The organism is Paractinoplanes tereljensis, assembly GCF_016862435.1.
Classification (GTDB): domain Bacteria; phylum Actinomycetota; class Actinomycetes; order Mycobacteriales; family Micromonosporaceae; genus Actinoplanes; species Actinoplanes tereljensis.
The window spans coordinates 23967-46514 of record NZ_BOMY01000046.1; the positions used below are offsets into that span (position 1 = coordinate 23967).

The following is a 22548-nucleotide window of genomic DNA, read 5'->3' on the forward strand; positions in this document are numbered from 1 at the left end:
GATAGCCGGACTCGGCGGTCGTGGAGAATACAAGGAGTGCGTGTCGGCACAGTTGCCGTGTTACTGGAGGGAATGTCGTGAGTCGGATTGTGATCATCGGTGGGGGCCCGGGCGGGTATGAGGCGGCTCTGGTCGCCGCTCAGCTCGGCGCTGAAGTAACCCTCATCGAGGCGGACGGGCCGGGTGGCGCCTGCGTCCTGACCGACTGCGTGCCGTCGAAGACCTTCATCGCCAGTTCCGAGATCATGACCGGTTACCGGCACAACGAGCGGTTCGGCATCCGGTCGCCCGGCCTGGACGGCGTCACGGTCGACGCGGTCGCGGTGAACACCCGGGTCAAGAAGCTGGCCCTGGCCCAGTCCGGCGACATCCAGGCCAAGCTGATCAAGGCCGGGGTCGAGGTCGTGCACGGCCGGGCGCTGCTCGGCGAGGACACCCTCGGGCACACCCACCAGGTCCTGGTCATTCCGGACGGCGGCGAGATGTACTCGATCGAGGCGTCGACGGTGCTGCTGGCGACCGGGGCGACCCCGCGGGTGCTGCCCACCGCCCGCCCGGACGGCGTGCGCATCCTCGACTGGCGTCAGGTCTACGACCTCACCGAGCTGCCCGAGCACCTGATCGTGGTCGGCTCCGGCGTGACCGGCGCCGAGTTCGCGAGTGCCTACGTCGCGATGGGCACCAAGGTGACGCTGGTCTCCAGCCGCGAGCGGGTGATGCCGCACGAGGACGCCGACGCGGCGATGGCGATCGAGCGGGTGTTCCGCGAGCGCGGCATGACGATCCTCAACCAGTCCCGGGCCGAGTCGGTGGTGAACACCGGCGACGGCGTGCTGGTCACGCTCTCCGACGGCCGTACGGTCGAGGGCTCACATGCCCTGATGGCGGTCGGCGCCATCCCGAACACGGCCCAGCTGGGCCTGCGGGAGTACGGCGTGGACGTCGGCGACGGCGGCTACATCACCGTCGACCGGGTGTCCCGCACCAACGTGCCCGGCATCTACGCGGCCGGCGACTGCACCGGCGTACTGCTGCTCGCCAGCGTGGCGGCCATGCAGGGCCGGATCGCGATCTGGCACGCGATGGGCGAGGCGGTGGCGCCACTGCGGCTGCGCACGGTCTCGGCCAACGTGTTCACCGACCCGGAACTGGCCACCGTCGGCGTCTCGCAGAATGAGGTCGACTCCGGCCGTACCCCGGCCCGCCAGGTGATGCTGCCGCTGACCGGCAACGCCCGGGCCAAGATGACCGACCTGCGCGACGGCTTCGTGAAGCTGTTCTGCCGCCCAGCGACCGGTCAGATCGTGGGCGGCGTGGTGGTGTCGCCGAAGGCCAGCGAGTTGATCCTGCCGATCACGATGGCGATCGAGAACAACCTGACGGTGGACCAGCTGGCCCACACGATCACTATCTACCCGTCGTTGTCGGGCTCGATTGCCGAGGCGGCACGTCAGCTGATGCAGCACGAACTGCAGTGACGTCGGCGGCGCCGGCCTGCCGGGCTGCCTCCTGGGCGTCCTCTTTCCGGCCACCGAACAGCGCCAGGATCCAGCCGGCCGTGCCGAAGACGACCGCGGCGGTGGCGGCGATCGCGAACAGCCGCCAGGCCGACTGGGTGATGGCGGTGCCGCCGACGTGACCGACCAGGCCGCCGTAGCCCGCCCAGCAGAGCGCGGCGGCCCCGTCGTACAGGATGAAGAGTTTGACCGGGTAACCGGTGCGGCCGGCGTGGAAGCCGGCCGCCATCCGCCCGCCCGGCACGAACCGGCACAGCAGCAGCACGAGTGGTCCGGGCCGGCGCAGGCCGCGGGTGAACCGCATGGCGGCCTTCTTGGTGCGCGACTCCTCGCGCGGGGTGTCGTCGTCGTGCCTGGGGGCGTACCGGGAGCGCAGGGTGGAGAGCCAGCCCCGGCCCACGTGCCCGGCGGTGCGGCCGAGCAGGAACGCGATCGAGTCGCCGGTGAACATGCCGACCGCGCCGATCGCGATCACCAGCGGAAGGTTGAGGTTGCCGTAGACGGTCAGTGCCCCAGAGGTGATCATGATCGCCTGGATCGGCACCACCGGCACCATCGCGTCGACGGTCAGGAAGCCGAACAGCGCCAGGTATGCCCACACCGGGGTGGCCATCATGGTCAGCAGTTCGGTCATCAGTTCGGCCACCTCACGGCATCAGGGCTTGCCACATTGTCGATGGGCGTACCTGAGAATGTGCTGTGCTCCAGCATGCGCCCTGATCAGGGCCCCGGAACGGTGATACCTGACACGGTATTGTCGCCGCCCGGTCAAGGTTCGGAGGCGGCTCCGCGCCGGTTATTTCCCTATATTTCATCCGCGAGTTTTTCGCCTGCGCCTCTCCGGCGTACCGTGAGATTGTCGGTGACACCGGGTCCCCCGTTCCCGGTGTGCCGACCCGGGCCGTCGGTAGGTCCCGTACCGACGGCCCACCCGCAGCTACGAAACGGCAGCGTTTCCTTCGTTACTCGCACGCAATGAGCCGACCGTAGATTCCTCGCATGGCGGATCTTTTCGAGGAGTACCGCCTCGGCCCCGGCTGGGACGAGATGTTCAGCGAGCCAGGTATACCCCGTGATTCTTACGAGGCCCTGCACGCGACTCTCCAGCCGTTGTCGAGTGCGGAACTGGGCGTGCGTGCGGAGGTGCTTGCCCGGGCGTTCCTCGACCAGGGCATCACGTTCGCTCTCAAGGGCGTCGAGCGGCCCTTCCCACTGGACATCGTGCCGAGGATCATCGCGGCCGCCGAGTGGCGGTCGGTCGAGCGCGGCGTGGCCCAGCGGATCCGGGCGCTCGAGGCGTTCCTGGCCGATGTGTACGGCGCCGGTCAGGTGCTCGCCGACGGCGTGGTACCGCGGCGGATCATCGCGACCAGCGCCCACTTCCTGCGCGCGGCGGCCGGCATCAACCCGCCCAACGGGGTCCGCATCCACGTGGCCGGGGTCGACCTGATCCGCGACGAGGAGGGCGCGTTCCGGGTCCTCGAGGACAACGTGCGCATCCCGTCCGGGGTGAGCTACGTGATGGAGAACCGGCGGGCGATGGCCCAGGTGCTGCCCGAGGTGTTCGCCGCCACCCGCATCCTGCCGGTCGAGTCCTACCCGGCGATGCTGCTGCGGGCGTTGCGGGCGGCCGCGCCGGTCGGGGTCAACGACCCGACCGTGGTGGTGCTCAGCCCCGGCGTCTACAACTCGGCCTACTTCGAACACGCGCTGATCGCCCGGGAGATGGGCGTCGAGCTGGTCGAGGGGCGCGACCTGGTCTGCGTCGGTAACGACGTGGCCATGCGCACCACCGCCGGCGAGCAGCGGGTGGACGTCATCTACCGGCGGATCGACGACGACTTCCTCGATCCGGTGCACTTCCGGGCCGACTCGGTGATCGGGGTGGCGGGCCTGCTCAACGCGGCCCGGGCCGGCCGGGTCACGATCGCCAACGCGGTCGGCAACGGGGTCGCCGACGACAAACTCCTCTACACCTACGTGCCCGACCTGATTCGTTACTACCTGAACGAAGAGCCGCTGCTGCCGAACGTCGACACCTACCGGCTCGACGAGCCGGGCGTCCTCGACGTGGTGCTGCCCCAGCTCGACCGGCTGGTGATGAAGCCGGTCGACGGTGCGGGCGGGGCCGGCATCGTGATCGGGTCACAAGCCTCAGATCAAGAGCTTTCCGACGTACGGGCAAAGATCGTTGAAAATCCCCGGGGATGGATCGCTCAGCGTGAGGTGAAGCTCTCCATGGTCCCCACCCTGATCGGCAACCGACTGCGCGGACGCCACGTCGACCTGCGGCCGTTCGCGGTCAACGACGGCGAGAAGATCTGGGTGCTGCCCGGCGGCCTGACCCGGGTCGCGCTGCCCGAGGGCGCGCTGGTGGTCAACTCCAGCCAGGGCGGCGGCTCCAAGGACACCTGGGTGCTTGCCGCCGAGGACGACCTGACCCCGTTCGAGGTGCCGCACCTGCCGGCCGCGCCGGCGCCGCTGCCGGCGGCCGAGAGCCCGGACGTAGGCCCCGGCGTCTCGGGCGCCGAGGAACAACAGCAACAACAGCAGCAGGGGAGGCTCTCGTGCTGAGCCGTATTGCCGAGTCGCTCTACTGGATCGGCCGGTACGTCGAGCGGGCCGAGGACACCGCCCGCATCCTCGACGTGCACCTGCAGCGGATGCTGGCCGACCCGTGGACTCAAGAAGACGCGGCCTGCCGGTCGCTGCTTGGCGTGATGGGCATGCCCACCACCGACGGCCCGTTCACCTCGGCCAGCGTCGTCGGCCTGCTCGGGCTGGACGAGCGCAACGCCTCCTCGGTGGTCGGCGCGCTCGCCGCCGCCCGGGAGAACGCCCGCGGCTCCCGGGAGACGGTCTCCTCGGAGATGTGGGAGTGCCTCAACTCCACCTGGCACGGCCTGCCCAACGCCCGGCGGCGGGTCGAGCAGCAGGGCGTGCACGCGTTCTTCCGCTGGGTGCGGGAGCGGTGCGCGGTGATGGCCGGGCTGACCGACGCGACCATGAGCCGCGACGAGGGCTGGCTGTTCCTGGTGCTCGGCCGCAGCGTGGAACGGGTCGACATGACCGCCCGGCTGCTGCGCACCCACGAGCGGGCCGGCGGCAGCATCCCGACCTGGATGACCCTGCTGCGGTCCAGCGGCGCGTGGGAGACCTTCCTGCGCACCTATCGCGGAGCGCTCGACGACCGGCACGCGGCCGAGTTCCTGCTGCTCGACCGGCTCTTCCCGCGCTCGGTGTTCGCGGCGCTGTCCACCGCGGAGAGCTGCCTGACCGACCTCGAGCCCGATCCGGGCCGGGCCGGCGTGGCCACCGACGCGCAGCGGATCGTCGGCCGGGCCCGCACCAACCTGGAGTTCCGTGGCGCCGACGAGCTGATCGGCGATCTGTCGCCGGTGCTGGCCAGCCTCGAGAAGACGTGCAAGCAGGTAAACGACGCGGTGTCGCGGCGCTACTTCCGGCAGACGACCGCCGTCAACTGGGTGCGGGGAGCGGTGGCATGACGGTGGACAGCTGGCGGCTGCGCATTCAGCACAAGAGCGGCATGGACTACGCCGGGCCGGTCTCGTCGTCCTACAACGAGGCCCGGATGTGGCCCCGCAACGGCACCCGGCAGGCCGTGCTCGACGCCCGGGTGGAGGTGTGGCCGCCGGCCCGCACCTACCGCTACGAGGACTACTGGGGAACCGTCGTCACCGCGTTCGACGTGCACGCCAAGCACGAGGCGCTGACCGTCACCGCGACTTCGACGGTCGAGACGCTGCCGCCCGGCGACCTGATCGAACCGGGTGAGGGCTCCTCCTGGGAGGGGCTGACCCAGCCGGAGAGCGTCGACCGGTGGTACGAACTGATCCTGCCGACCAAGCGCACTGGGCTCGACGACGAACTGCGCTCGATCGTGGCCGACATCAAGGGCGCGCATGCCACCCCGCACGCGGCCGCCCTCGCGGTCTGCGAGTTCGTCCGCGGCGAGGTCACCTATCAGCCCGGCGCGACCGGGGTGCAGAGCGACGCCCTGCACGCCTGGGAGCAGCGCAAGGGCGTCTGCCAGGACATCAGCCACCTGACCGTGGGCATGCTGCGGGAGATGGGCATGCCGGCCCGCTACGTCTCGGGTTATCTGCACCCGTCGCCGTCCGCCGCCATCGGCGACTCGGTGGTCGGGCAGTCGCATGCCTGGGTGGAGTGGTGGGTGGGCCGGTGGACGGCCTTCGACCCGACCAACGGGGTGCCGGTGGGGGAGCGCCACGTGGTGGTCGGCCGCGGCCGGGAGTACGGCGACGTGCCGCCCCTCAAGGGTGTCTACGCCGGACCGAAGAGCACCGGACAGGGCGTCGAGGTGACGATCACTCGCCTACGCTGAGCGACATGCCCGTACTGATTCCGCCCACCGCCGACGTCCACGCCTCCTACCTGCGCGCGATGGACGAACACATCGCCGAGGGCCGGGGCGAGCCCGGCGACGGCAGCAACGTCGGGCAGTACATCCGGCAGTTCGGCCCGGTGTGGTCGGCGCGGCCGGAGTTCGAGCGGTTCGTCGGCAGCCTGCGTGCCCAGGAGTTGGAGGACACGCCGCGCCCGGCGACGTACGTCCCGACCACGTCGCTGTGGTGGGTCGACGGCGACGAATACCTGGGCCGGCTGGGCATCCGGCACCGGCTGGCGCCGGGCGGGATGGGCGAGCGCAACGGGCACATCGGTTACGACGTGCGCCCGTCGGCCCGCCGCAAGGGCCACGCGACCGCGATGCTGGCCGCCGCGCTGCCGTTCGCCGCCGCCCTCGGCCTGCCCCAGGTGCTGATCACCTGCGACGACACCAACGACGCGTCCCGCCGCACCATCGAGCGCAACGGCGGCGTCCTGCACGACAAGCTGGACGAGAAGCTCCGGTACTGGATCTTGACGTCGCCAAGTTAGACTTCGATCATGGCTTATCATCACGGTGACCTGCGGCGGGCCCTGCTCCAGGCGGCCGACGAGGCGATCACCGAGCAGGGCGTGGCCGCCCTGAGCATGCGCGACCTGGCTCGCCGGGCCGGCGTCTCGCACGCGGCGCCCACCCACCACTTCGGAGACAAGGCCGGGCTGCTCACCGCGTTCGCCACCTCCGGTTTCGAGCAGCTGGCCAAGGCGCTTGCGACGTCCCGGCTGGCCAGCAACAGCTTCATCGAGCTGGGCGTCACCTACATCCGCTTCGCGACCACCCGGCGCGCCCTGTTCGAGGTCATGTTCCGCACCGAGCTCTACCACGCCGACGATCCGGAGCTGCTTGCCGCGCGCGCCAAGGCCGCCGACGCGCTCTACGCGGCCGTCGCGGACCTGCCCGGCAGCCTGCTGGTCCACGACCCGGCCCCGGAGGCCCGCCCGGTGAAGCCCGGCACCGCCGAGACGGCCCCGCCCGAGGTGCGCACGGCCGGCCTGGCCGCCTGGTCGATGGCCCACGGCTTCGCCACCCTGTGGCTGACCGGCGCCTTCCCCGACCGAGACCTGGACCCGGCGGAAACCGCCCGCATCCTGTTCAGCGAGCTCAGCCGCGACTTCGCCCCCTAGGCGCGGCTAGTCGATCGAGCAGATCACCGCGCCGGCCGTGACCGTGCCGCCCACCTCGACCGACAGACCGGAGACGGTGCCGGATTTGTGGGCCTGCAGGGGCTGTTCCATCTTCATCGCCTCCACCACGACGATGGTGTCGCCCTCCTGCACCTCGTCGCCGTCGGAGACGGCGACCTTGACGATGGTGCCCTGCATCGGAGCGGTCAGCGCGGCACCGCCCGCGGCCGTCGTGGAAGCTTGCGCACCCGTGCGGCGGGACGTCGGACGCTGCGCTTGGGTCGCGGTCCCGCCCGTACCCGTCAGGAGGGTTTTCGGCAGGCTGACCTCCAGCCTTTTACCGCCCACCTCGACCACGACGGTTTCTCGTTCGGCCGGCTCGCCGGCCGGCGCGGGCGTGGTGAACGGCTCGACGCCGCCGGCCCACTCGGTCTCGATCCAGCGGGTGTGGACGGTGAACGGCTCGGATGTGAACGCCGGATCGCGGACCACGGCCCGGTGGAACGGCAGCACCGTGGCGATGCCCTCGACCACCGTCTCGTCCAGCACCCGGCGGGCCCGCTCCAGCGCCTCGGCGCGGGTCGCGCCCACCACGATGATCTTCGCGAGCATCGAGTCGAAGTTGCCGCCGATCACGCTGCCCGCCTCGACGCCCGAGTCGACCCGGACGCCGGGGCCGAGTGGCCAGGTCAGCGTGCTGACCGTGCCCGGCGCCGGCAGGAAGTTGCGGCCCGCGTCCTCGCCGTTGATGCGGAACTCGATGGCGTGGCCGCGGGGGATCGGGTCGTCGGTGAAGGCCAGCTCTTCGCCGTCGGCGATCCGGAATTGCTCCCGGACCAGGTCGATGCCGGCGGTCTCCTCGCTGACCGGGTGTTCGACCTGCAGGCGCGTGTTGACCTCGAGGAAGGAGATCGTGCCGTCCTGGCCGACCAGGTATTCCACCGTGCCGGCGCCGTGGTAGCCGGCCTCCCGGCAGATCGCCTTGGCGCTCTCGTGGATCTGCGCGCGCTGCGCCTCGGTGAGGAACGGCGCGGGCGCCTCCTCGACGAGTTTCTGGTGGCGGCGCTGCAGCGAGCAGTCCCGGGTGCCGACCACCACGACGTTGCCGTGCGTGTCGGCCAGGACCTGCGCCTCGACGTGCCGTGGGCGGTCGAGATAGCGCTCGACGAAGCACTCGCCGCGGCCGAAGGCGGCGACCGCCTCGCGGGTGGCGCTCTCGAACAGGGACGGGATCTCCTCGATGGTGCGGGCGACCTTGAGGCCGCGACCGCCACCGCCGAAGGCCGCCTTGATCGCCACCGGCAGGCCGTGTTCCTCGGCGAACGCGACGATCTCGTCGGCGTCCTTGGCCGGCTCGGCCGTGCCGGCCACCAGCGGCGCCCCGGCCCGCTGGGCGATGTGCCGGGCGGTGACCTTGTCGCCGAGGTCGCGGATCGCCTGCGGGGTCGGGCCGATCCAGATCAGCCCGGCGTCCAGCACGGCCTGGGCGAACTCGGCGTTCTCCGACAGGAAGCCGTAGCCCGGATGCACGGCGTCGGCGCCGCTGCGCGCCGCGACGTCGAGGAGTTTGTCGATGCGGAGGTAGGTGTCGGCGGCGGACTCGCCACCCATCGCGAACGCCTCGTCGGCGAGCCGGGCCGGTAGGCCGTCTCGGTCGCTGTCGGCATAGACGGCGACGCTGGCCAAGCCGGCGTCCTGGCAGGCCCGGATCACCCGGACGGCGATTTCGCCTCGGTTGGCGATCAATACCTTGCGCACCGACCGAGCTTAACGAAAGTTAACGGCAGATCTACCCCTGTAGCGATCTGGCCTACGCTGCCCGAATGATTGAGACTCGCGGACTGCGCAAGTCGTTCACCTCGCGCCAGGGGCGCGAGAAGAAGAAGATCGAGGCCGTACGCGGTGTCGACCTCGATGTCGCCGAGGGGGAGATATTCGGGTTCCTCGGGCCCAACGGAGCCGGCAAGACCACCACGCTGCGGATGCTCGCCACGCTCATCGAGCCGGACGGCGGTTCCGCGACCATCGCCGGCGCCGACCTGCGCGCCGATCCGGGCGAGGTGCGCCGCCGGATCGGGTACGTCGCGCAGGGCGGCAGCACCTGGGAAGAGTCGACCGCACGCGAGGAACTGGTGCTGCAGGCCCGGCTCTACGGCGCCTCGAAGTCGACGGCGCTGGCCCGGGCGGCCGAGGTGCTGGAGGCGTTCCAGCTGGCGGAGTACGCCGATCGCAAGTGCAAGACCTACTCCGGTGGGCAGCGCCGCCGGGTCGACATCGCGCTCGGCATCATCCACGCGCCCAAGGTGGTGTTTCTCGACGAGCCCACCACCGGCCTCGACCCGCAGAGCCGGGCACACATGTGGGACGAGGTTCGCCGTCTGCGTGCGGAGGGCATGACGGTCTTCATCACCACTCACTACCTGGACGAGGCCGACGCGCTCTGCGACCGCGTCTCCATCATGGACAACGGGGAGATCGTCGCCTCCGGCACGCCGGCCGAGCTGAAACGGGAGATCTCCGGCGACGTCGTCCGGGTCGGCCTGACGGCCGAGCACGTCGGGGCCGCTGCACAGGCCTTGAATTCCTACAAGATCGAGACGTACGACGACAGCGTGCGCCTGTTCGTCGAGGACGGCGCCGTCGCGATTCCGCAGATCCTCCGTGCGCTGGACGCCGCTGAGGTGCCGCTCGGCACGATCGAGCTGCACCGGCCCACCCTCGACGACGTGTTCCTGACCAAGACCGGCCGATCCCTGCGGGAGAGCTGAGCCATGAAGCTGCTGCGCGACACCTCACTGATCTTCCAGCGGCAGGCCCAGCTGCTCCTGCGGAACCCGGTCTGGATCCTGGTCGGCGTCTTCCAGCCGGTGATGTATCTACTGTTGTTCGCCCCGTTGCTCAAACCCGCACTTCAGGTGAGCTCCAACGCGGAGGCGTACGAAATCTTCGTCCCTGGCCTTTTGGTCCTGCTCGCGATCTTCGGGGGTCTGTTCCAGGGCTTCGGCCTGATCGCCGAGCTGCGCGCCGGGGTGATCGAGCGGTCCCGGGTTACCCCGGTCTCCCGGCTCGCGCTGCTGCTGGGCCGATCGCTGCGCGACGTGGTCTCGCTGATCGCCCAGGCGGTCATCATCACGCTGCTCGCGCTGCTGTTCGACCTGCGCGTGTTCATCGGCAACCTGCTGCTCGCCTACCTGATGCTGGCGCTGATCTCGCTGATGACCTCGGCGCTCAGTTACGGCATCGCGCTGGTGGTGAAGAGCGAGGACGCCCTCGCCCCGCTGATGAACACGGTGGCCCAGCCGATTCTGCTGCTCTCCGGCATCCTGCTGCCGCTCACCTTCGCCCCCGGGTGGCTGCAGGGCATCGCCGACTGGAACCCGTTCTCCTGGGCGGTCGACGGCACCCGGGCGCTGTTCCGGGGTGATCTGGGCTCGCCCGACGTCTGGCAGGGCCTGCTCATCATGGCCGTGCTGGCTGCTGCCGCGGTGGCCTGGGCCGCGCGGGAGTTCGCCCGCAGCGTGCGCTGAGCCTGGTTGTGGTTGTGGCTTTGGTTGTGGCGGGCCCTCAGGCCCGCCACAACGCGGTGATCGAGACGCCCATCTCGATCAGGAGCTTCCGCAGCAGCGGAAGGGAAAGCCCGATCACGTTGCCCGGGTCGCCCTCGATCCGCTCGACGAAGGCACCGCCGCGCCCGTCGAGAGTGAACGATCCGGCCACGTTGAGCGGCTCGTCGGTGGCGACGTAGGCCGCGATCTCCTCGTCGGTGACATCGGCGAAGTGCACCACGGTCGTGCCCACGCCCTCGGCCTGCTTGCCGCTGACCAGGCCGGTCAGGTGGTGGCCGGTGTGCAGCACGCCCGAGCGGCCGCGCATCATCGTCCACCGCTTGGCCGCCTCGGCGGCGTTGGCCGGCTTGCCGAAGATCTCGCCCTCGAAGGCCAGCACCGAGTCGCAGCCGAGCACCAGGATGCCCGGGTCGGCCGGTAGGTCGGCCGCGATGGCACGGGCCTTCATCCGGGCCAGGGCGAGGGACAACGTGTAGGCGTCCTCGGCTTCCACGGTGGACTCGTCCACGCCACTGACCTTGATCTCGGCGTCGATGCCGGCGGCTAGCAGCAGGGCTCGCCGAGCCGGGCTGGCCGACGCGAGGACCAGCCGATACACGATGTCGTTCTGCACGCCACCGAGGTTACTTGCCGTTTCGGCGCCGACGGAGCAGTTCCGCCCCCACGGCGTTTCCCGGAGCGCCTACCATTTCCGCCGTGGCCGACTTCGATGAGTTCCGGATCAGGGACACCCGCAGGTTCATCGAGAACCTGGAGGACACGCTGGCCTACACGCCGGCCGGGCAACCGGTCCCCGGTCTGGACGCGATCGAGGGCGCGGACGCCTCCGGCACGGTGTATTGCCTGGTCCGATTGGACGGTCGGCCGGCCCGGATCAGCATCACCGACGGCTGGTGGGAGGCGGTCGGGCCGGAAGCGATCGCCGGGGCGGTGCTCCAGGCCTACCGGTTCGCCCAGCAGAAAACGGTGTTCGCCCGGATGGTGCTGCGCCGGCACGGCCGCACGCACGAGTCGCCGCCGAACCTCGAGCCGGAAGTTCCCACCGGCGCCGACGACCTCGACACGATGCGCCGCCGGATCGACCAGGCCGGTGCCGACATCGCCGCCGCGATGCGGCTCTTCGAGGTGGTCAACGACCCATCGCCACGCGTGGTCAGCGGCCCGCGAGGAATCTTCACGCTCACCGTGCGGGGCACGGTCATCGAGAGCGCCCAGGTCAACGTGTTCGGTCTGCGCCCCGAGGACGCGACCGACCTGGCCGACGACGCCCGGGAGGCGTTGCTCTCCGTGCGGCCCAGCTACGCCCACCATCCCGCGGAGGCATGATGCCCGATTACAACTGGTACTCCGACAAGAACGTCCAGGTCGCCTCGGACGGTCTGCGTGAGGCCGCCAAGAACTGGCACGACCTGGCCGACCGGATGACCACCGTCTCGACCTCCGCCAACCAGCAGACCCTCGAGATGAGCGCCTTCACGGTCATCATCGACGGCCCGGTCGGCACCGCCACCGCCAGTGACCTCTACAACGCGTACCAGCAGGAGTTCCAGAAGCTGACCGGGCTCTTCAAGGAAGCGGCCATTCAGTTCGACGCGATGGGCACCGCCCTGAAGGAGAACGCCGACTGGTACGAGGACGCGGACGAGAACTCGGCACAAAGCTTCGACGGCATCGCCAAGGGCGACTGGCCCCACTAGACGGGATCTTGTTATGGCAGAGGGTGAATTCGCCCCCACGCTGCTGGGGACGTTCCGCAGCGCGATCGACACGCTCGAGACCGGCGTCCGCAACATCCGCGAGGCCTGGGACAAACTGACCAAGGCGGTCGAGGACTTCCTGCAGTCGATCCGCGACAAGCTCGAAGGCGACCACTGGTGGAACAAGGTCGCCGAGTGGTTCACCGATGAGATCGCCGACGCGCTCAAGGCCTTCCAGGACGCGATCGAGGTGGCCCGGCAGAAGGTCAGCGAGATCCTCACCAAGCTGGAGAAGACCCTCAACGGCTCGGTGCCGGTGCTGTCCCTCTTCCAGGTCGGCCTGGACTGGTCCGGCACGGTCAACCCGACCCTGAGCCAGATCAAGCCCGACGTGAAGCAGTCCGGCGGCATCGACACCTGGCACGGCCCCGCCCACGACACCTACCTGACCCGCGAGGGCGACCAGATCGACGCCGTCGGCCAGGCCGTCGACGAGGTCAAGGGCATCGCCGGCTGGCTCTCCGACGTGGCCAACGCGAACGTCCACTTCGTCACCGACCTGCTCACCCAGGTCGGCCAGATCGTCGAGAAAATCGTCGAGGTGACCGGCGACGTCGCGACGGCCGCGGCCACCGCCGACCCGCTGAGCGCCCAGGAGGCCGCCAACGACCTGTCGACGCTGCTCGGCCGCTTCGCCTCGAACATCATCGACTTCCTGGCCAGCCTGGGTAACCGCCTGGCCGACGTGGTCAGCCTGATCAGCGAGGTGGCCAGCATCCACGGCGACGACAGCGCCTTCTCCGGCGGCCACTGGCCCGAGGCGGTGAATGCGTGAGGCTCGTTCTGGCCGGGATGGCCACTGTTCTTACCCTGGCGGCCTGCTCCAGCCCCGACGTCCCGGACGTCGACACCGGCCTGCCGTCCTCCACCGTCAGCCTGCCGGCCTCGACGAAATCAGCCCGCCCGGTCCCGCCCCCCGCCCACAAGTGGAAGACGGACGGCCTGACCTGCCCCAGCCTGACCGCCGCTGACGTCGGCCTGACCGGCGCCGGCAAGGTCACCGACCAGACCAACCCCCAGACGGTCGGCAGCAGCATCGACTGCGCCTGGGGCACCACGGCCACCCTGCACCTCGACACGGCCACTACCCAGGCGGCGGCCGACGCCCAGTGGCAGATCCTCAGCGGCGCCCTCAGCGAGGAACTCAGCGGGGTAGGCGAGCAGGCCTTCATCTCCACCGACACGGGCTCGGACGAGATTCAGGTGGTGGTCCGCTCCGGCAACGCCAACCTGGACATCCGCCTGACCGCGAAGAAGGACGACGAGGCCGGCGCGAAGGCCCTGCGGGACGCCGCCCCCGCGATAGCCACCGACATGCTCAAGGGCTTGGTACCGGCGTGACCCTCCCACGCCCACCCCGCCGGGTGATAGCCGACGACGTCCTGTCCGGCCGGGTGAACATCGACGCGTACCCGTTCCGCTACATGTACCTGTCCATCCCGACCCCGATCCGCCCCGGCTCCGGCCGAACCGAGTTCGACGCCCGGGTGGACGTGGTGCTGTCCGCGGTGGAGCTCTTGGAAACCCGAGGCTGGGAACTGGTAAACCTGGACGAGTTGGGCCAGATAGCTTTCATGCGCCGGGTCAGAAGTTACGGCGCCGCCGAATAACCAACATCGCCACCAGCCCACCGGCCACCACCAGCCCAGCAAGCACGCCGAGCACAAGCGGCGTGCTGCTGGAGGCGGGTTCCGGCTCAGCCTCAGCCTGCGCGGACGGGGTTGTGGCGGCCGGCGCGGCGACGGTGGTGGTGGCCGCGGCGCTGGGGGCAGCCGACGGGGTAGCGGCCTCAAGCGGTGGCACGTCAGCGGTAAGCGCCTTGAAGACGTTCAACCGACCGAACCCGCACTCGCTGTCCCGCCCAGGCGCCCCGATGTCATCCGCGGTAGCGGTGAGCCGATTGATGACATCCTTGGCCGACAGTTCCGGAAACTTAGCCCGAACCAGAGCAGCCGCCCCCGAAACAATAGCCGTCGAGTCAGACGTCCCGGTGCCGAGGGAATAGCCGTCCTTTGGCACCGCAGAAATGATGTCGACGCCTGGCGCGCAGAGCTGGACCTTCGCATCCTTTACGGAGACCGAAGCATGTTTGCCGTCGCGTCCGGTCGCGCCGACTGCGACGACCCCATCGTTAGCGGCGGGGTAATTAATCAGAAAATCCCTCGGGGTGTTGCCGACGGAAGCGACGACGACAATGTTGTGCTCGATTGCCCGCCCGATGGCATCGTCCAGATCGAAATCGGGTCCGCCGCCCATGGAGATATTAATAACTGAGGCGCCGTTTTGGATTGCGAAATCAACACCCCGGGCAACGACCTCGCTATTTTTGGTCTCAGCCTTCTCGGCAACCCGAATAGGAAGGATCTTGGCGGCAGGCGCCAGCCCCTGTATCCCACTGCTGCCTCTGCCGTGACCGGCGATCAGGGCGGCCATGCGGGTTCCGTGCCCCTGACGGTCAGTCTGGCCGTCGCCAGCGCGCGCCGAGGACTCGTCGTCTCCCTTTAGGAGGTTGTTGCGCAGATCCGGATGGGGGTAGGTTCCCGTGTCGATCACAGCGACGGTAACGCCGGCGCCCGTGGTGATTGAATGGGCCTGTAAGGCGTTTACCGAACGCAGATACCATTCTTGCTTGTCGCGAATGGTATCTGCGTAGGCGGGATTTGTGGGAAGCGAGACCGCCACGACCAGGGCAACCCCTGCGACCGCACTCGCCCTGCGAAGAACTCTCAATGGAACCCGATCGCCGGTCCTGGATCGATACGTTGTTCCGGCGCCGGGAGAACGATGGGGTCGACGCCTTCGGCGGTCTCCCACGGATTGTCCGGATCCCAACGGGCCTCGTTGGCTTCGTCGCTAGAACTGGATTTGCGTCCAGAGCCTTGCCCGTAGGGGCTCATAGGATGTTCGCCGACGACTGACGTGCCGCCTAGCCCGCGTGCGGCCCCCGATGCGCCGCCGAGACCACGTGTAGGTCCTGACGCGCCGCCGAGCCCACGGGTGGCACCTGATGCGCTGCCGAGTCCGCGCCCGGCACCCGTTGCGCCATGGCCTTCGCCGATGACGCCACCAACCGGGTTGATGCGCTGCGTGCCCGCACGTCCATTGCCCGGTTGGCCGAGACCAACGCCGGGCGTCCCACCGATGACCCCACCTGCAGGCATTGCGCGAATGCCTTCCGGCAGGGTGCCCGGCCGCATCAGGCCCTCGCGAGGTAGCCCGCCGCTGCGGCTGGTCCCAACCGGACTGGTAGGCAACGAGGTGCCGCCGCCCGGCAGGAATGGGCGGGTAGGCGAAACAAGGCCAGGACTGCTGATCGGCCCGGCCCCGGTCGGAAGGCTAGGTGAAATCGGGCTCAGGCCGGGCGATGGCGTCGGCGTCGGAAGTTGTGTGCCGCCGAGAACCAGGCCGGGCTGCTGTGTGCCGATCCCTGGGTGCGAAACTGCTGGTGGAGTGGTGGTAACCGGCGACGTCGGGAACGTTACCGCCGGTCGCGTCGAACCTGTCGACGTGGTGGTATCGCCGAAAGTTGGAACAATGGGAGGGATCGGCGGGGCCACAAAGGTAGAGCCGTCTACCGGTTTGCTGCCCTCCTCGCGTACCTCCAGCGGTTTGAAATCCGGCGGTTTTACCAGTTTTACCTGGGCCTGGGCCAGGTCTGAGCTGACTCCGCTCAGCATCGCGGCGGCCTGCATTCGCAGTTCCTCCTGGCGGCCCGCTGCCACCGGGGGCTGCAAGCCGCCGCTCGGGCTGGGGCTCGGCGTCGGAGTCGGGCTGGACTTGGCCTGTTCCTGCTGCGCGGTGAAGTCGGCGAGGAGGGACTCGTTGCTCTTGTACTCCTGGTAGAGCTTCTCCATCTTGACCTGGGCCTGATAAATCGACCCCGTTGCCCGGGAGACCGCGTCGTAGTTTTCGAGCGCTGCCTCGTACGTCGCCTTCAAGTTGTCGATCATCACGTTGAGCCGGGTGATGTACTCGTCGGCGGCCTTGCTCTTGGCCGGCGACCACGCCGTAGCCAGGTTGTCCCGGTAGTTCTCGACCTGCCAGCGGTGTTCGCTGATCAGCTCGGCCGATTTCTTCCAGCCGGTGACCAGGTTCCACTGCTTGTCGGTGTCGGGGTTCTGAATGAGCTCCTGCATCTTGTCGATGGTCATCAGGGCCCAGGGAGTTCCGCCGCCGCCTCCGCCCGGTGCTTCGAGCATCAGCCGTTCCCCTCGTTGGCCGAGGTGCCGTCGAGCGACGCGACGTTGTTGAAGGCCTTGTCCACGTCGGTGACCTTGGCGTGGGAGAAGGCGTCGGAGCCGCTGTACTTCTTGCCGATGTCCTTGGCGACCAGGGCGAAGTCTTGTGTCCCGTTCGCGTAGTTGTACACGTTTTGGTGGGCCACATCGGCGACATCGCGGTGCGCGGACAGGAACGTGAACAGCTCGACGAACTCGCCCGGCGGATCAGGGAGTCGGGTCGCCATGGCGTCGGTGACCGTGGCGAGGTGTGGGGCGTAGTCGTCCTGCACGGTTGCGGACAGCTTGCTGGCGAACTGTTCCATCGCCTGGATGTCAGCTTCGATGGAGCTGAAGTCCGTGTAGCCGTAGTCGCGTAGCCAAGCGGGCCCGCGATCCTCCTCAGGAATCATGACTGACGCCTCCCCCGATGAAGCTGTCGAACCCCGGCGCGAACCGGCGAAGCATCAATGAGAGTAGTCCGCTACCGCCAGTTCCGGGGGGCTCACACTACCGCCTGTGGACAGTCGGAATCGATCGACCGGGCGTGATCTACCTGGGGCGGGCCGAGTCGCGCCAGCTGGATGCGGAGGGAGACGGACGGGCTGAGCGTGCCCACGACGACACGCCCGGGCGGGAAACGGGGGCATTCACCGAGGTGGATCGGGCTGCGAGCACGGTGACCAGCGCGGCCAGCTCAAGATCGGTGGGGGTGCCTCGAACTACGCTGACCAGCGGTTCTTTGTCCATCGATCGAGCGTACGACGTCAGGAGGGATATCCGGTGACACGCGTCCCACACTCGGCTGATCGATTCGCTGTCGCTGGACATGACCGGGTATTTTCCTCCTGATGTCTTCTTCTCCCCCAGCCGTTGTCGCTGACCGTTACCGGCTTGTCGCGCCGCTCGGTCAGGGCGGGATGGGTCGCGTCTGGCGGGCGACCGATGTCGTCCTGCACCGCGAGGTCGCCATCAAGGAACTCGTGCCGCCACCGGGGCTGACTCCGGGGGAGCGGCAGGAGATGCGGGAGCGGTCGCTGCGCGAGGCGCGCGCGATCGCCCGGCTCAACAACATCAACGTGGTTCGCGTTTTCGACGTGCTGAGCACCGACGCCGACCCGTGGATCGTCATGGAATACGTCCCGTCCCGCTCGCTGCAGGACATCCTCGCTGCCGACGGGCCGTTCTCGCCGGTCCGCACGGCCGAGATCGGTCTGGGCGTGCTGGGTGCGCTGCGGGCCGCGCACCGGGCCGGTGTGGTGCACCGCGACGTCAAGCCGGGCAACGTGCTGATCGGCGGCGACGGGCGGGTCGTGCTTACCGACTTCGGCCTGGCCACCGTGCCGGGTGACCCGAACGTGACGCGCACCGGCCTGGTGCTGGGCTCGCCGGCCTACATCGCTCCGGAGCGGGCCCGCGACGGCACGGCCGGGCCGGCCGCCGACCTCTGGTCGCTCGGCGCGACCCTTTACGCCGCGGTCGAGGGCGCCTCGCCGTTCGCCCGCCCGTCGGCGATCGCCACGCTGGCCGCGCTGGCCACCGAAAATCCGCCGCCGGCCCGCAATGCCGGTCCGATGAAGCCGGTGCTCAACGGCCTGCTCCGCAAGGATCCGACCCACCGGATCAACGCGGAGGAGGCGGAACGCCTGCTCAACCGGGCCCTGGGCCGCCGCTCGAAGCTGTCCTTCCCGATGAGCCCGACGATGCGCCGTCCGGGCGTCGGCCGGGAGCGCCCCGCGCTGGGCGGGATGATGTCGTCCACGAGTTCGGCGCCGGTGGTGCCGGGTCCGCGTCCGCCGGTTGCTCCGGCCCGCCCGGTCGATCCGCCCGGCCGTCCGCCTGTCTCGGGGGGCCGCCCGGCGGCCGGCGAGGGCCGGCCGCCGATCTTTGCGCCGGGAAAGGCACCGGTAGGCCGCCCGACGGCCGACACGCCGAAGCTCGACGCCACGCGCATCGACACCCCTCCGGTCAAAGACGACAAAACCACATTCATGGGTACGCGTGACGGGTCCCCAAACGCAGGCACCCGGCCCCCTGCTTCGCGGCAGCCGAGCCCCGCGCCCACCCCGGCGAATCCGTCAAACCGCACCAACCGCGGCGAACCCGGCGGCTTCACGGCAGCCGACGTCGCCGCCCACCGTCGCGGCCCGGCCGCCGCCGAACACGAGCAGTCCCTGACCGACGCCACCGCCCTGGTGCGCGGCCCGGTCACGCCGCCGCGCAGGCCAGCAGCCCCGCCGGCCGACGCGACCGCCCTCGTGCGTGGTCCCGCGACCCCGCCGGCCGACGCGACCGCTCTGGTGCGCGGCCCCGCCACGCCACCGGCCGACGCGACTTCTCTGGTGCGCGGCCCGGCCGCCCCGCCGGCCGACCGGACCACGGTCGTGCCCCCGGCGCCGGCCGATGCCACCACCCGGGTGGCCCCACCGGCGGACCCCACGACGGTGGTCCCGCCGACCAAGCTGTCGCCGAAGCGGAAGCCCTCGGCGAAGTCGCGCCCGGCGGCGAAGACCACTCCGGCGACCCCCGAACGGGTGAACCCGGAAGCGAATTCCGCAGCGGCGGCCGGGGCCGGCGCAACTCTCGCCGACGCGGAAAGCGCGCGGGCCGACGCCGCAGTCGCCGACGCGATGACCTCGCGGGCCAGCGCTGCGCACGCGGAAAGCTCGCAGGTCGACGCTGCTCTCACGCACGCGGAAAGCTCGCAGGCCGGCGCCGCTGTCGCCGACGCGGAGACCTCGCAGGCCGGCGCTGGCGTCGCCGACCCGGAGACCTCGCAGGGCGGCGCTGCTCTCGCCGACACGGAAAGCTCGCAGGCTGGCGCTGCTGTCGCTGACGTGGAGACCTCGCGGGCCGGCGCCGGTAGCGCAGACGCGGAGACCTCGTCCGCCGACGCCGCTGTCGCCGACGCCAAGACGTCGAACGCCGTGGCCGGCGTCGAGACGCCGCAGGCCGAGTCCTCGTCGGCCAACACTTCGCCGAACAAATCCGGAAAGTCCGAAAAGGCCGCCGGATCCACCGACCAGACTGCCACCGCGGACCAGGTCGCCGCCGATAAAGCAGGTACCGAAGAGGTAACCGCCGCGAAGGCGAACGCGGGCGAAGCCAATGCGGCCTCGGCAAAGGCCGGTGCTGCGGGAGCAGGCGCTGCTGGCCCGGGTGCGGCTGGCGCGGGCGTGAAGAAGAAGGCCGCCGCTGCAGCGCAGCCCGACGAAACCCCGGCCGCCGCCCACGTCCCGCTGGCCCGGACCGGCTCCAGCGCCACGCCCGGCACCGGAAAGAAGTCGGCCGGTGAGAAGCAGTCGACGGCCGACGAGGACAACGCTCCGGTCTCGCCGGTTCCCTCGATCAGCCGGTCGACCCGGCCGGCCTGGCGCCCGATGGAATCCCGCCCTGCCCCCGGTGGCGTGACGGTCTTCGGCACCCGGCTGACCTACCGCCAGGCGGCCGTCGGCGCCGGCATCGTGCTGCTGGTCCTGGCCCTCCTGATCACCCTGATCGCGCAGGCGGTCGGCGGTGGCGACGACAAGGGCGACGGCACCAAGCCGAACGCGGTCGGTCCCACGGCGGCAACGACTCCGGCGACGACCCCGCCCACCGCGGCCGCCAGCACCACCCCGAGCGCGGCCCCGTCGTCGGCCGCGCCGACCACGACCGCGCCGACCAGCGCGCCCGCAACCGAAGATCCCGGCACCGCCGCCCTCCCGGCCGGCTGGACCCTGCGGACGTTCGCCGCCTCCGGTGGCGCGCCCGCCTTCAAGCTCCCGCTGCCCGCCAACGCCGAGGTCTCCGGCAGCGGCACCGAGATGCGGATGCGCTGGAACAACCGCCTGCTCATTCTGGGCCGCACCAAGTCGCCGCAGGCCGACGCGTACACCGACTGGCAGAACCAGGAGAAGGCGCGCCGGGGCACCTACCGGAACTACAACCTGATCGGCCTGAAGCGGGTGACCAACTACCGCGACTTCGAGTCGGTCGCCGACTGGGAGTTCACGTACACCACGGACAGCGGGAACCCGCAGCACGTGCTGCGCCGCAACATCCGGGTGAACGGCAGCGCGGCGTACTCCCTCAACTGGTACGTCTCGACCAGCGACTGGGATGCCTCGCAGGGTGACCTGAAGGCCCTCTACCAGGGATTCCAGCCGCAGTAGAAGTCGCTCGAAAACTGATGTGCGTGATTGCGGTCAAGTGGGTACTTGATCAGTCATCACAAACGGAGGTGCTCGTCATGAACCGCCGACCCCACGGCAGGAAGCCGACCATCGCACTCTGGATGCTCGTCGCGGTCGCCGATGTGGCGATCCTCGTCGCCACCGGTGGGCTGGTCGCCCTGGTGCTGATTCTCGCGAGCCTGGCCGTCATCGCCGGTGGATTCCTCGCCGCGCGTCAGATGCTCGCGTCGAAGCCGGTGCTCGCACCGCAGAAGGCGGCGCGCGACCGCAATCGGCGCAGCGCATAGCGTGATCGGCTACAGTCCCCGGCGTGCAGATCGACGGCGTGACTGATCTCTGGGATACCCTGCTCGGCGCTCAGCCGGATCCGCCCGGCCTGCTTGTGCTGCTCACCGCCCTGGCCGGGGTGCTGGCCGTGGCGTTCCGTCCGGTGTGGCGGGTGGCCCGCAACGCGGTGACCATCGCGCACGAGGGTGGGCACGCCCTGATGGCGTTGCTGACCGGCCGGCGCCTGCGCGGCATCCGCCTGGAGTTCGACACCTCCGGCCTGACGCTGTCGTCGGGTCGCCCGACCGGGCCGGGCATGATGCTGACCCTGCTCGGCGGATATATCGCCCCATCGCTGGTCGGTGTGCTGGGGGCCTGGCTGCTCGGCGGTAACCGGATCACGCTGCTGCTGTGGATCGCGATCGTCCTGCTGCTGCTCATGCTGATCAACGTCCGGAACGCGTTCGGCGTGGTGTCGCTGCTGGTCACCGGCGCGATCGTGTTCGCCGTGTCCTGGTTCGCCGACCCCGAAGTGCAGGCCGTCTTCGCGTACGCGGGCGTCTGGTTCCTGCTCTTCGGCGGGGTCCGCCCGGTTTTTGAATTGCAGAGTCTTCGCAAGCGCGGCCGCATGCGCGAGTCGGACGCCGACCAGCTCGCGCACCTCACCCACGTGCCCGCCCTGTTCTGGGTCGGCGTGTTCCTGGCCGTCAACCTGGCCGCCCTGGTGATCGGCGCGTTCCTGCTGGCCGGGCAGTGGTTGCCCGCCTCGACCGGGTAGTCATCCCATCGGCGGATGGGTTCCGGCTGGGGCCGCCGCTAGTTTCCGGCCATGGCCGATATGGGCATGGCGTGGACGACGGGCGTGGTCGCGTTCGTTGCCGCCGTGCCGCTGTGGAAGTACACGACGCACGCCATCACGATCGCCCACGAGGGCGGTCACGCGATGTTCGCGTCGCTGACCGGCGTGCTGGTCAAGAAGATCCGGGTCGACCGCGGTGGCGCCGGCAGCACCGCCTATTCCAAACCGCTCGACGAACTCGGGTTGCTCGCCGCCCTCGCGTCGGGGCTGGCCGGCTATCTCGGTCCGTCGCTGTTCGGGCTGGCCGGGGCCTGGATGCTGGTGCACGGCATCAGCCCGCGTTCGGTGCTGCTCATGACGCTGGTGCTGATGGCCCTGCTGCTGGTCATGGTGCGCAACCTGTTCGGCCTGTTCGTGGTGCCACTGACCGGCGCGCTGATCTGGGCGGTGGCGATGCGGGCCGCCGAGCCGGTGCAGCTGGTCTTCGCGTACATCTGGGTCTGGTTCTTGTTGATGGGTGGGGTTCGGCAGATCCCGGAGCTGTACGGCAATTGGGCGACCGGCAACGAGGTGGACACCGGCGCGCTGGCCGCCAAGACCGGCCTGTCCAGCGCGTTCTTCGTGGCGCTGTTCTGGCTGGCCTCGATGGCCGCGCTGGTGTACGGCGGGGTGCTGCTCCTGCGGCACCCGATCTAAA

The 22548-nt window shown here is 69.7% G+C and carries 24 protein-coding genes; 17 read left to right on the top strand and 7 right to left on the bottom strand.

Translation table 11 applies throughout. From position 1 onward, the window contains the following. The first annotated feature begins 77 nt into the window (after positions 1-77). Entirely contained in the window at positions 78-1478 is a 1401-nt protein-coding gene (locus tag Ate02nite_RS35665; protein ID WP_203812313.1) for an NAD(P)H-quinone dehydrogenase, read from the top strand. On the opposite strand, the gene Ate02nite_RS35670 is transcribed toward Ate02nite_RS35665, so the two are convergent. Beyond that, positions 1408-2151 carry a DedA family protein gene (locus Ate02nite_RS35670; protein WP_203812314.1) on the bottom strand — a complete coding sequence of 248 codons (744 nt, stop codon included), beginning with the start codon at positions 2149-2151 and terminating at the stop codon, positions 1408-1410. The two genes, Ate02nite_RS35665 and Ate02nite_RS35670, sit on opposite strands and share 71 nt — an antisense overlap. Positions 2152-2516: 365 nt before the next feature. On the opposite strand from Ate02nite_RS35670, the gene Ate02nite_RS35675 reads away from it, so the two are divergent. Genes Ate02nite_RS35675 through Ate02nite_RS35695 form a run of 5 tightly spaced genes read left to right on the top strand, consistent with a single transcriptional unit; the run spans position 2517 to position 7070 of the window. Further along, positions 2517-4091, top strand: a complete 1575-nt coding sequence (locus tag Ate02nite_RS35675; protein WP_203812315.1) for a circularly permuted type 2 ATP-grasp protein — start codon at positions 2517-2519, stop codon at positions 4089-4091. Next, entirely contained in the window at positions 4085-5023 is a 939-nt protein-coding gene (locus Ate02nite_RS35680; RefSeq protein WP_203812316.1) for an alpha-E domain-containing protein, read from the top strand. Before Ate02nite_RS35675 ends, Ate02nite_RS35680 begins: the two co-directional genes overlap by 7 nt. Beyond that, on the top strand, positions 5020-5883 hold the full coding sequence (locus Ate02nite_RS35685; protein WP_239147953.1) for a transglutaminase family protein: 864 nt from the start codon (positions 5020-5022) through the stop codon (positions 5881-5883). Before Ate02nite_RS35680 ends, Ate02nite_RS35685 begins: the two co-directional genes overlap by 4 nt. Before the next feature lie 5 nt (positions 5884-5888). Then, positions 5889-6437, top strand: a complete 549-nt coding sequence (locus Ate02nite_RS35690; protein WP_203812317.1) for a GNAT family N-acetyltransferase — start codon at positions 5889-5891, stop codon at positions 6435-6437. Between the two features lie 9 nt (positions 6438-6446). Next, positions 6447-7070, top strand: coding sequence for a TetR/AcrR family transcriptional regulator (locus Ate02nite_RS35695; RefSeq protein WP_203812318.1), 624 nt, complete (start codon positions 6447-6449; stop codon positions 7068-7070). Between the two features lie 6 nt (positions 7071-7076). Here the strand turns inward: Ate02nite_RS35695 and Ate02nite_RS35700 are convergent, their stop codons facing one another. Continuing rightward, positions 7077-8828 carry an acetyl/propionyl/methylcrotonyl-CoA carboxylase subunit alpha gene (locus Ate02nite_RS35700; RefSeq protein ID WP_203812319.1) on the bottom strand — a complete coding sequence of 584 codons (1752 nt, stop codon included), beginning with the start codon at positions 8826-8828 and terminating at the stop codon, positions 7077-7079. Positions 8829-8893: 65 nt separating this feature from the next. Here Ate02nite_RS35700 and Ate02nite_RS35705 point away from each other — a divergent pair, with 65 nt between their 5' ends. Together Ate02nite_RS35705 and Ate02nite_RS35710 are read left to right on the top strand one after the other, a co-directional pair. Continuing rightward, entirely contained in the window at positions 8894-9838 is a 945-nt protein-coding gene (locus Ate02nite_RS35705) for an ATP-binding cassette domain-containing protein (protein WP_203812320.1), read from the top strand. A gap of 3 nt (positions 9839-9841) precedes the next feature. Further along, positions 9842-10597, top strand: a complete 756-nt coding sequence (locus tag Ate02nite_RS35710) for an ABC transporter permease (RefSeq protein WP_203812321.1) — start codon at positions 9842-9844, stop codon at positions 10595-10597. A 37-nt stretch (positions 10598-10634) separates the two neighbouring features. Here the strand turns inward: Ate02nite_RS35710 and Ate02nite_RS35715 are convergent, their stop codons facing one another. Beyond that, complete coding sequence (locus tag Ate02nite_RS35715; protein WP_203812322.1) at positions 10635-11249, bottom strand: Maf family protein; 615 nt, start codon at positions 11247-11249, stop codon at positions 10635-10637. Between the two features lie 83 nt (positions 11250-11332). On the opposite strand from Ate02nite_RS35715, the gene Ate02nite_RS35720 reads away from it, so the two are divergent. From Ate02nite_RS35720 to Ate02nite_RS35740, 5 genes are read left to right on the top strand one after another with little or no spacing between them, the layout of a single operon-like run. Further along, a complete protein-coding gene (locus Ate02nite_RS35720) occupies positions 11333-11962 on the top strand; it encodes a hypothetical protein (RefSeq protein ID WP_203812323.1) in 630 nt (209 codons plus the stop codon). Further along, entirely contained in the window at positions 11962-12333 is a 372-nt protein-coding gene (locus tag Ate02nite_RS35725; protein ID WP_203812324.1) for a WXG100 family type VII secretion target, read from the top strand. Before Ate02nite_RS35720 ends, Ate02nite_RS35725 begins: the two co-directional genes overlap by 1 nt. A gap of 13 nt (positions 12334-12346) precedes the next feature. Beyond that, positions 12347-13168: a hypothetical protein gene (locus Ate02nite_RS35730; RefSeq protein ID WP_203812325.1), complete on the top strand. Its 822-nt coding sequence runs from the start codon at positions 12347-12349 to the stop codon at positions 13166-13168. Further along, positions 13165-13734, top strand: a complete 570-nt coding sequence (locus Ate02nite_RS35735; protein WP_203812326.1) for a hypothetical protein — start codon at positions 13165-13167, stop codon at positions 13732-13734. Before Ate02nite_RS35730 ends, Ate02nite_RS35735 begins: the two co-directional genes overlap by 4 nt. Next, positions 13731-14003 carry a hypothetical protein gene (locus Ate02nite_RS35740; RefSeq protein WP_203812327.1) on the top strand — a complete coding sequence of 91 codons (273 nt, stop codon included), beginning with the start codon at positions 13731-13733 and terminating at the stop codon, positions 14001-14003. Before Ate02nite_RS35735 ends, Ate02nite_RS35740 begins: the two co-directional genes overlap by 4 nt. Here Ate02nite_RS35740 and mycP read toward each other — a convergent pair. The 4 genes from mycP to Ate02nite_RS35760 form a co-directional block, all read right to left on the bottom strand. Continuing rightward, positions 13978-15075: a type VII secretion-associated serine protease mycosin gene (mycP, locus tag Ate02nite_RS35745; RefSeq protein ID WP_239147954.1), complete on the bottom strand. Its 1098-nt coding sequence runs from the start codon at positions 15073-15075 to the stop codon at positions 13978-13980. The two genes, Ate02nite_RS35740 and mycP, sit on opposite strands and share 26 nt — an antisense overlap. Before the next feature lie 44 nt (positions 15076-15119). Further along, positions 15120-16544: a hypothetical protein gene (locus Ate02nite_RS35750; protein ID WP_203812329.1), complete on the bottom strand. Its 1425-nt coding sequence runs from the start codon at positions 16542-16544 to the stop codon at positions 15120-15122. A 47-nt stretch (positions 16545-16591) separates the two neighbouring features. Next, positions 16592-17023: a hypothetical protein gene (locus Ate02nite_RS35755; RefSeq protein WP_203812330.1), complete on the bottom strand. Its 432-nt coding sequence runs from the start codon at positions 17021-17023 to the stop codon at positions 16592-16594. 139 nt (positions 17024-17162) lie between these two features. After that, complete coding sequence (locus Ate02nite_RS35760; RefSeq protein ID WP_438871292.1) at positions 17163-17441, bottom strand: acyl-CoA carboxylase subunit epsilon; 279 nt, start codon at positions 17439-17441, stop codon at positions 17163-17165. Between the two features lie 20 nt (positions 17442-17461). Here Ate02nite_RS35760 and Ate02nite_RS50055 point away from each other — a divergent pair, with 20 nt between their 5' ends. From Ate02nite_RS50055 to Ate02nite_RS35780, 4 genes are read left to right on the top strand one after another with little or no spacing between them, the layout of a single operon-like run. Next, positions 17462-20764, top strand: coding sequence for a serine/threonine-protein kinase (locus Ate02nite_RS50055; RefSeq protein WP_438871293.1), 3303 nt, complete (start codon positions 17462-17464; stop codon positions 20762-20764). A 23-nt stretch (positions 20765-20787) separates the two neighbouring features. After that, a complete protein-coding gene (locus tag Ate02nite_RS35770) occupies positions 20788-21072 on the top strand; it encodes a hypothetical protein (RefSeq protein WP_239147955.1) in 285 nt (94 codons plus the stop codon). A gap of 23 nt (positions 21073-21095) precedes the next feature. Further along, a complete protein-coding gene (locus Ate02nite_RS35775) occupies positions 21096-21830 on the top strand; it encodes a M50 family metallopeptidase (protein WP_203812332.1) in 735 nt (244 codons plus the stop codon). A gap of 51 nt (positions 21831-21881) precedes the next feature. After that, positions 21882-22547, top strand: coding sequence for a M50 family metallopeptidase (locus tag Ate02nite_RS35780; protein WP_203812333.1), 666 nt, complete (start codon positions 21882-21884; stop codon positions 22545-22547). Position 22548: the final 1 nt, after the last annotated feature.

Bases quoted from the DNA above. Each gene is read 5' to 3' on its own strand.
- Ate02nite_RS35725 (WP_203812324.1), top strand. From the start codon at position 11,962: ATGCCCGATTACAACTGGTACTCCGACAAGAACGTCCAGGTCGCCTCG.
- Ate02nite_RS35760 (WP_438871292.1), bottom strand. From the start codon at position 17,441: ATGTCCAGCGACAGCGAATCGATCAGCCGAGTGTGGGACGCGTGTCAC.
- Ate02nite_RS50055 (WP_438871293.1), top strand. From the start codon at position 17,462: ATGTCTTCTTCTCCCCCAGCCGTTGTCGCTGACCGTTACCGGCTTGTC.
- Ate02nite_RS35670 (WP_203812314.1), bottom strand. From the start codon at position 2,151: ATGACCGAACTGCTGACCATGATGGCCACCCCGGTGTGGGCATACCTG.
- Ate02nite_RS35710 (WP_203812321.1), top strand. From the start codon at position 9,842: ATGAAGCTGCTGCGCGACACCTCACTGATCTTCCAGCGGCAGGCCCAG.
- Ate02nite_RS35695 (WP_203812318.1), top strand. From the start codon at position 6,447: ATGGCTTATCATCACGGTGACCTGCGGCGGGCCCTGCTCCAGGCGGCC.
- Ate02nite_RS35705 (WP_203812320.1), top strand. From the start codon at position 8,894: ATGATTGAGACTCGCGGACTGCGCAAGTCGTTCACCTCGCGCCAGGGG.
- Ate02nite_RS35750 (WP_203812329.1), bottom strand. From the start codon at position 16,544: ATGACCATCGACAAGATGCAGGAGCTCATTCAGAACCCCGACACCGAC.
- Ate02nite_RS35675 (WP_203812315.1), top strand. From the start codon at position 2,517: ATGGCGGATCTTTTCGAGGAGTACCGCCTCGGCCCCGGCTGGGACGAG.
- Ate02nite_RS35685 (WP_239147953.1), top strand. From the start codon at position 5,020: ATGACGGTGGACAGCTGGCGGCTGCGCATTCAGCACAAGAGCGGCATG.
- Ate02nite_RS35730 (WP_203812325.1), top strand. From the start codon at position 12,347: ATGGCAGAGGGTGAATTCGCCCCCACGCTGCTGGGGACGTTCCGCAGC.
- Ate02nite_RS35690 (WP_203812317.1), top strand. From the start codon at position 5,889: ATGCCCGTACTGATTCCGCCCACCGCCGACGTCCACGCCTCCTACCTG.
- Ate02nite_RS35780 (WP_203812333.1), top strand. From the start codon at position 21,882: ATGGCCGATATGGGCATGGCGTGGACGACGGGCGTGGTCGCGTTCGTT.
- Ate02nite_RS35755 (WP_203812330.1), bottom strand. From the start codon at position 17,023: ATGATTCCTGAGGAGGATCGCGGGCCCGCTTGGCTACGCGACTACGGC.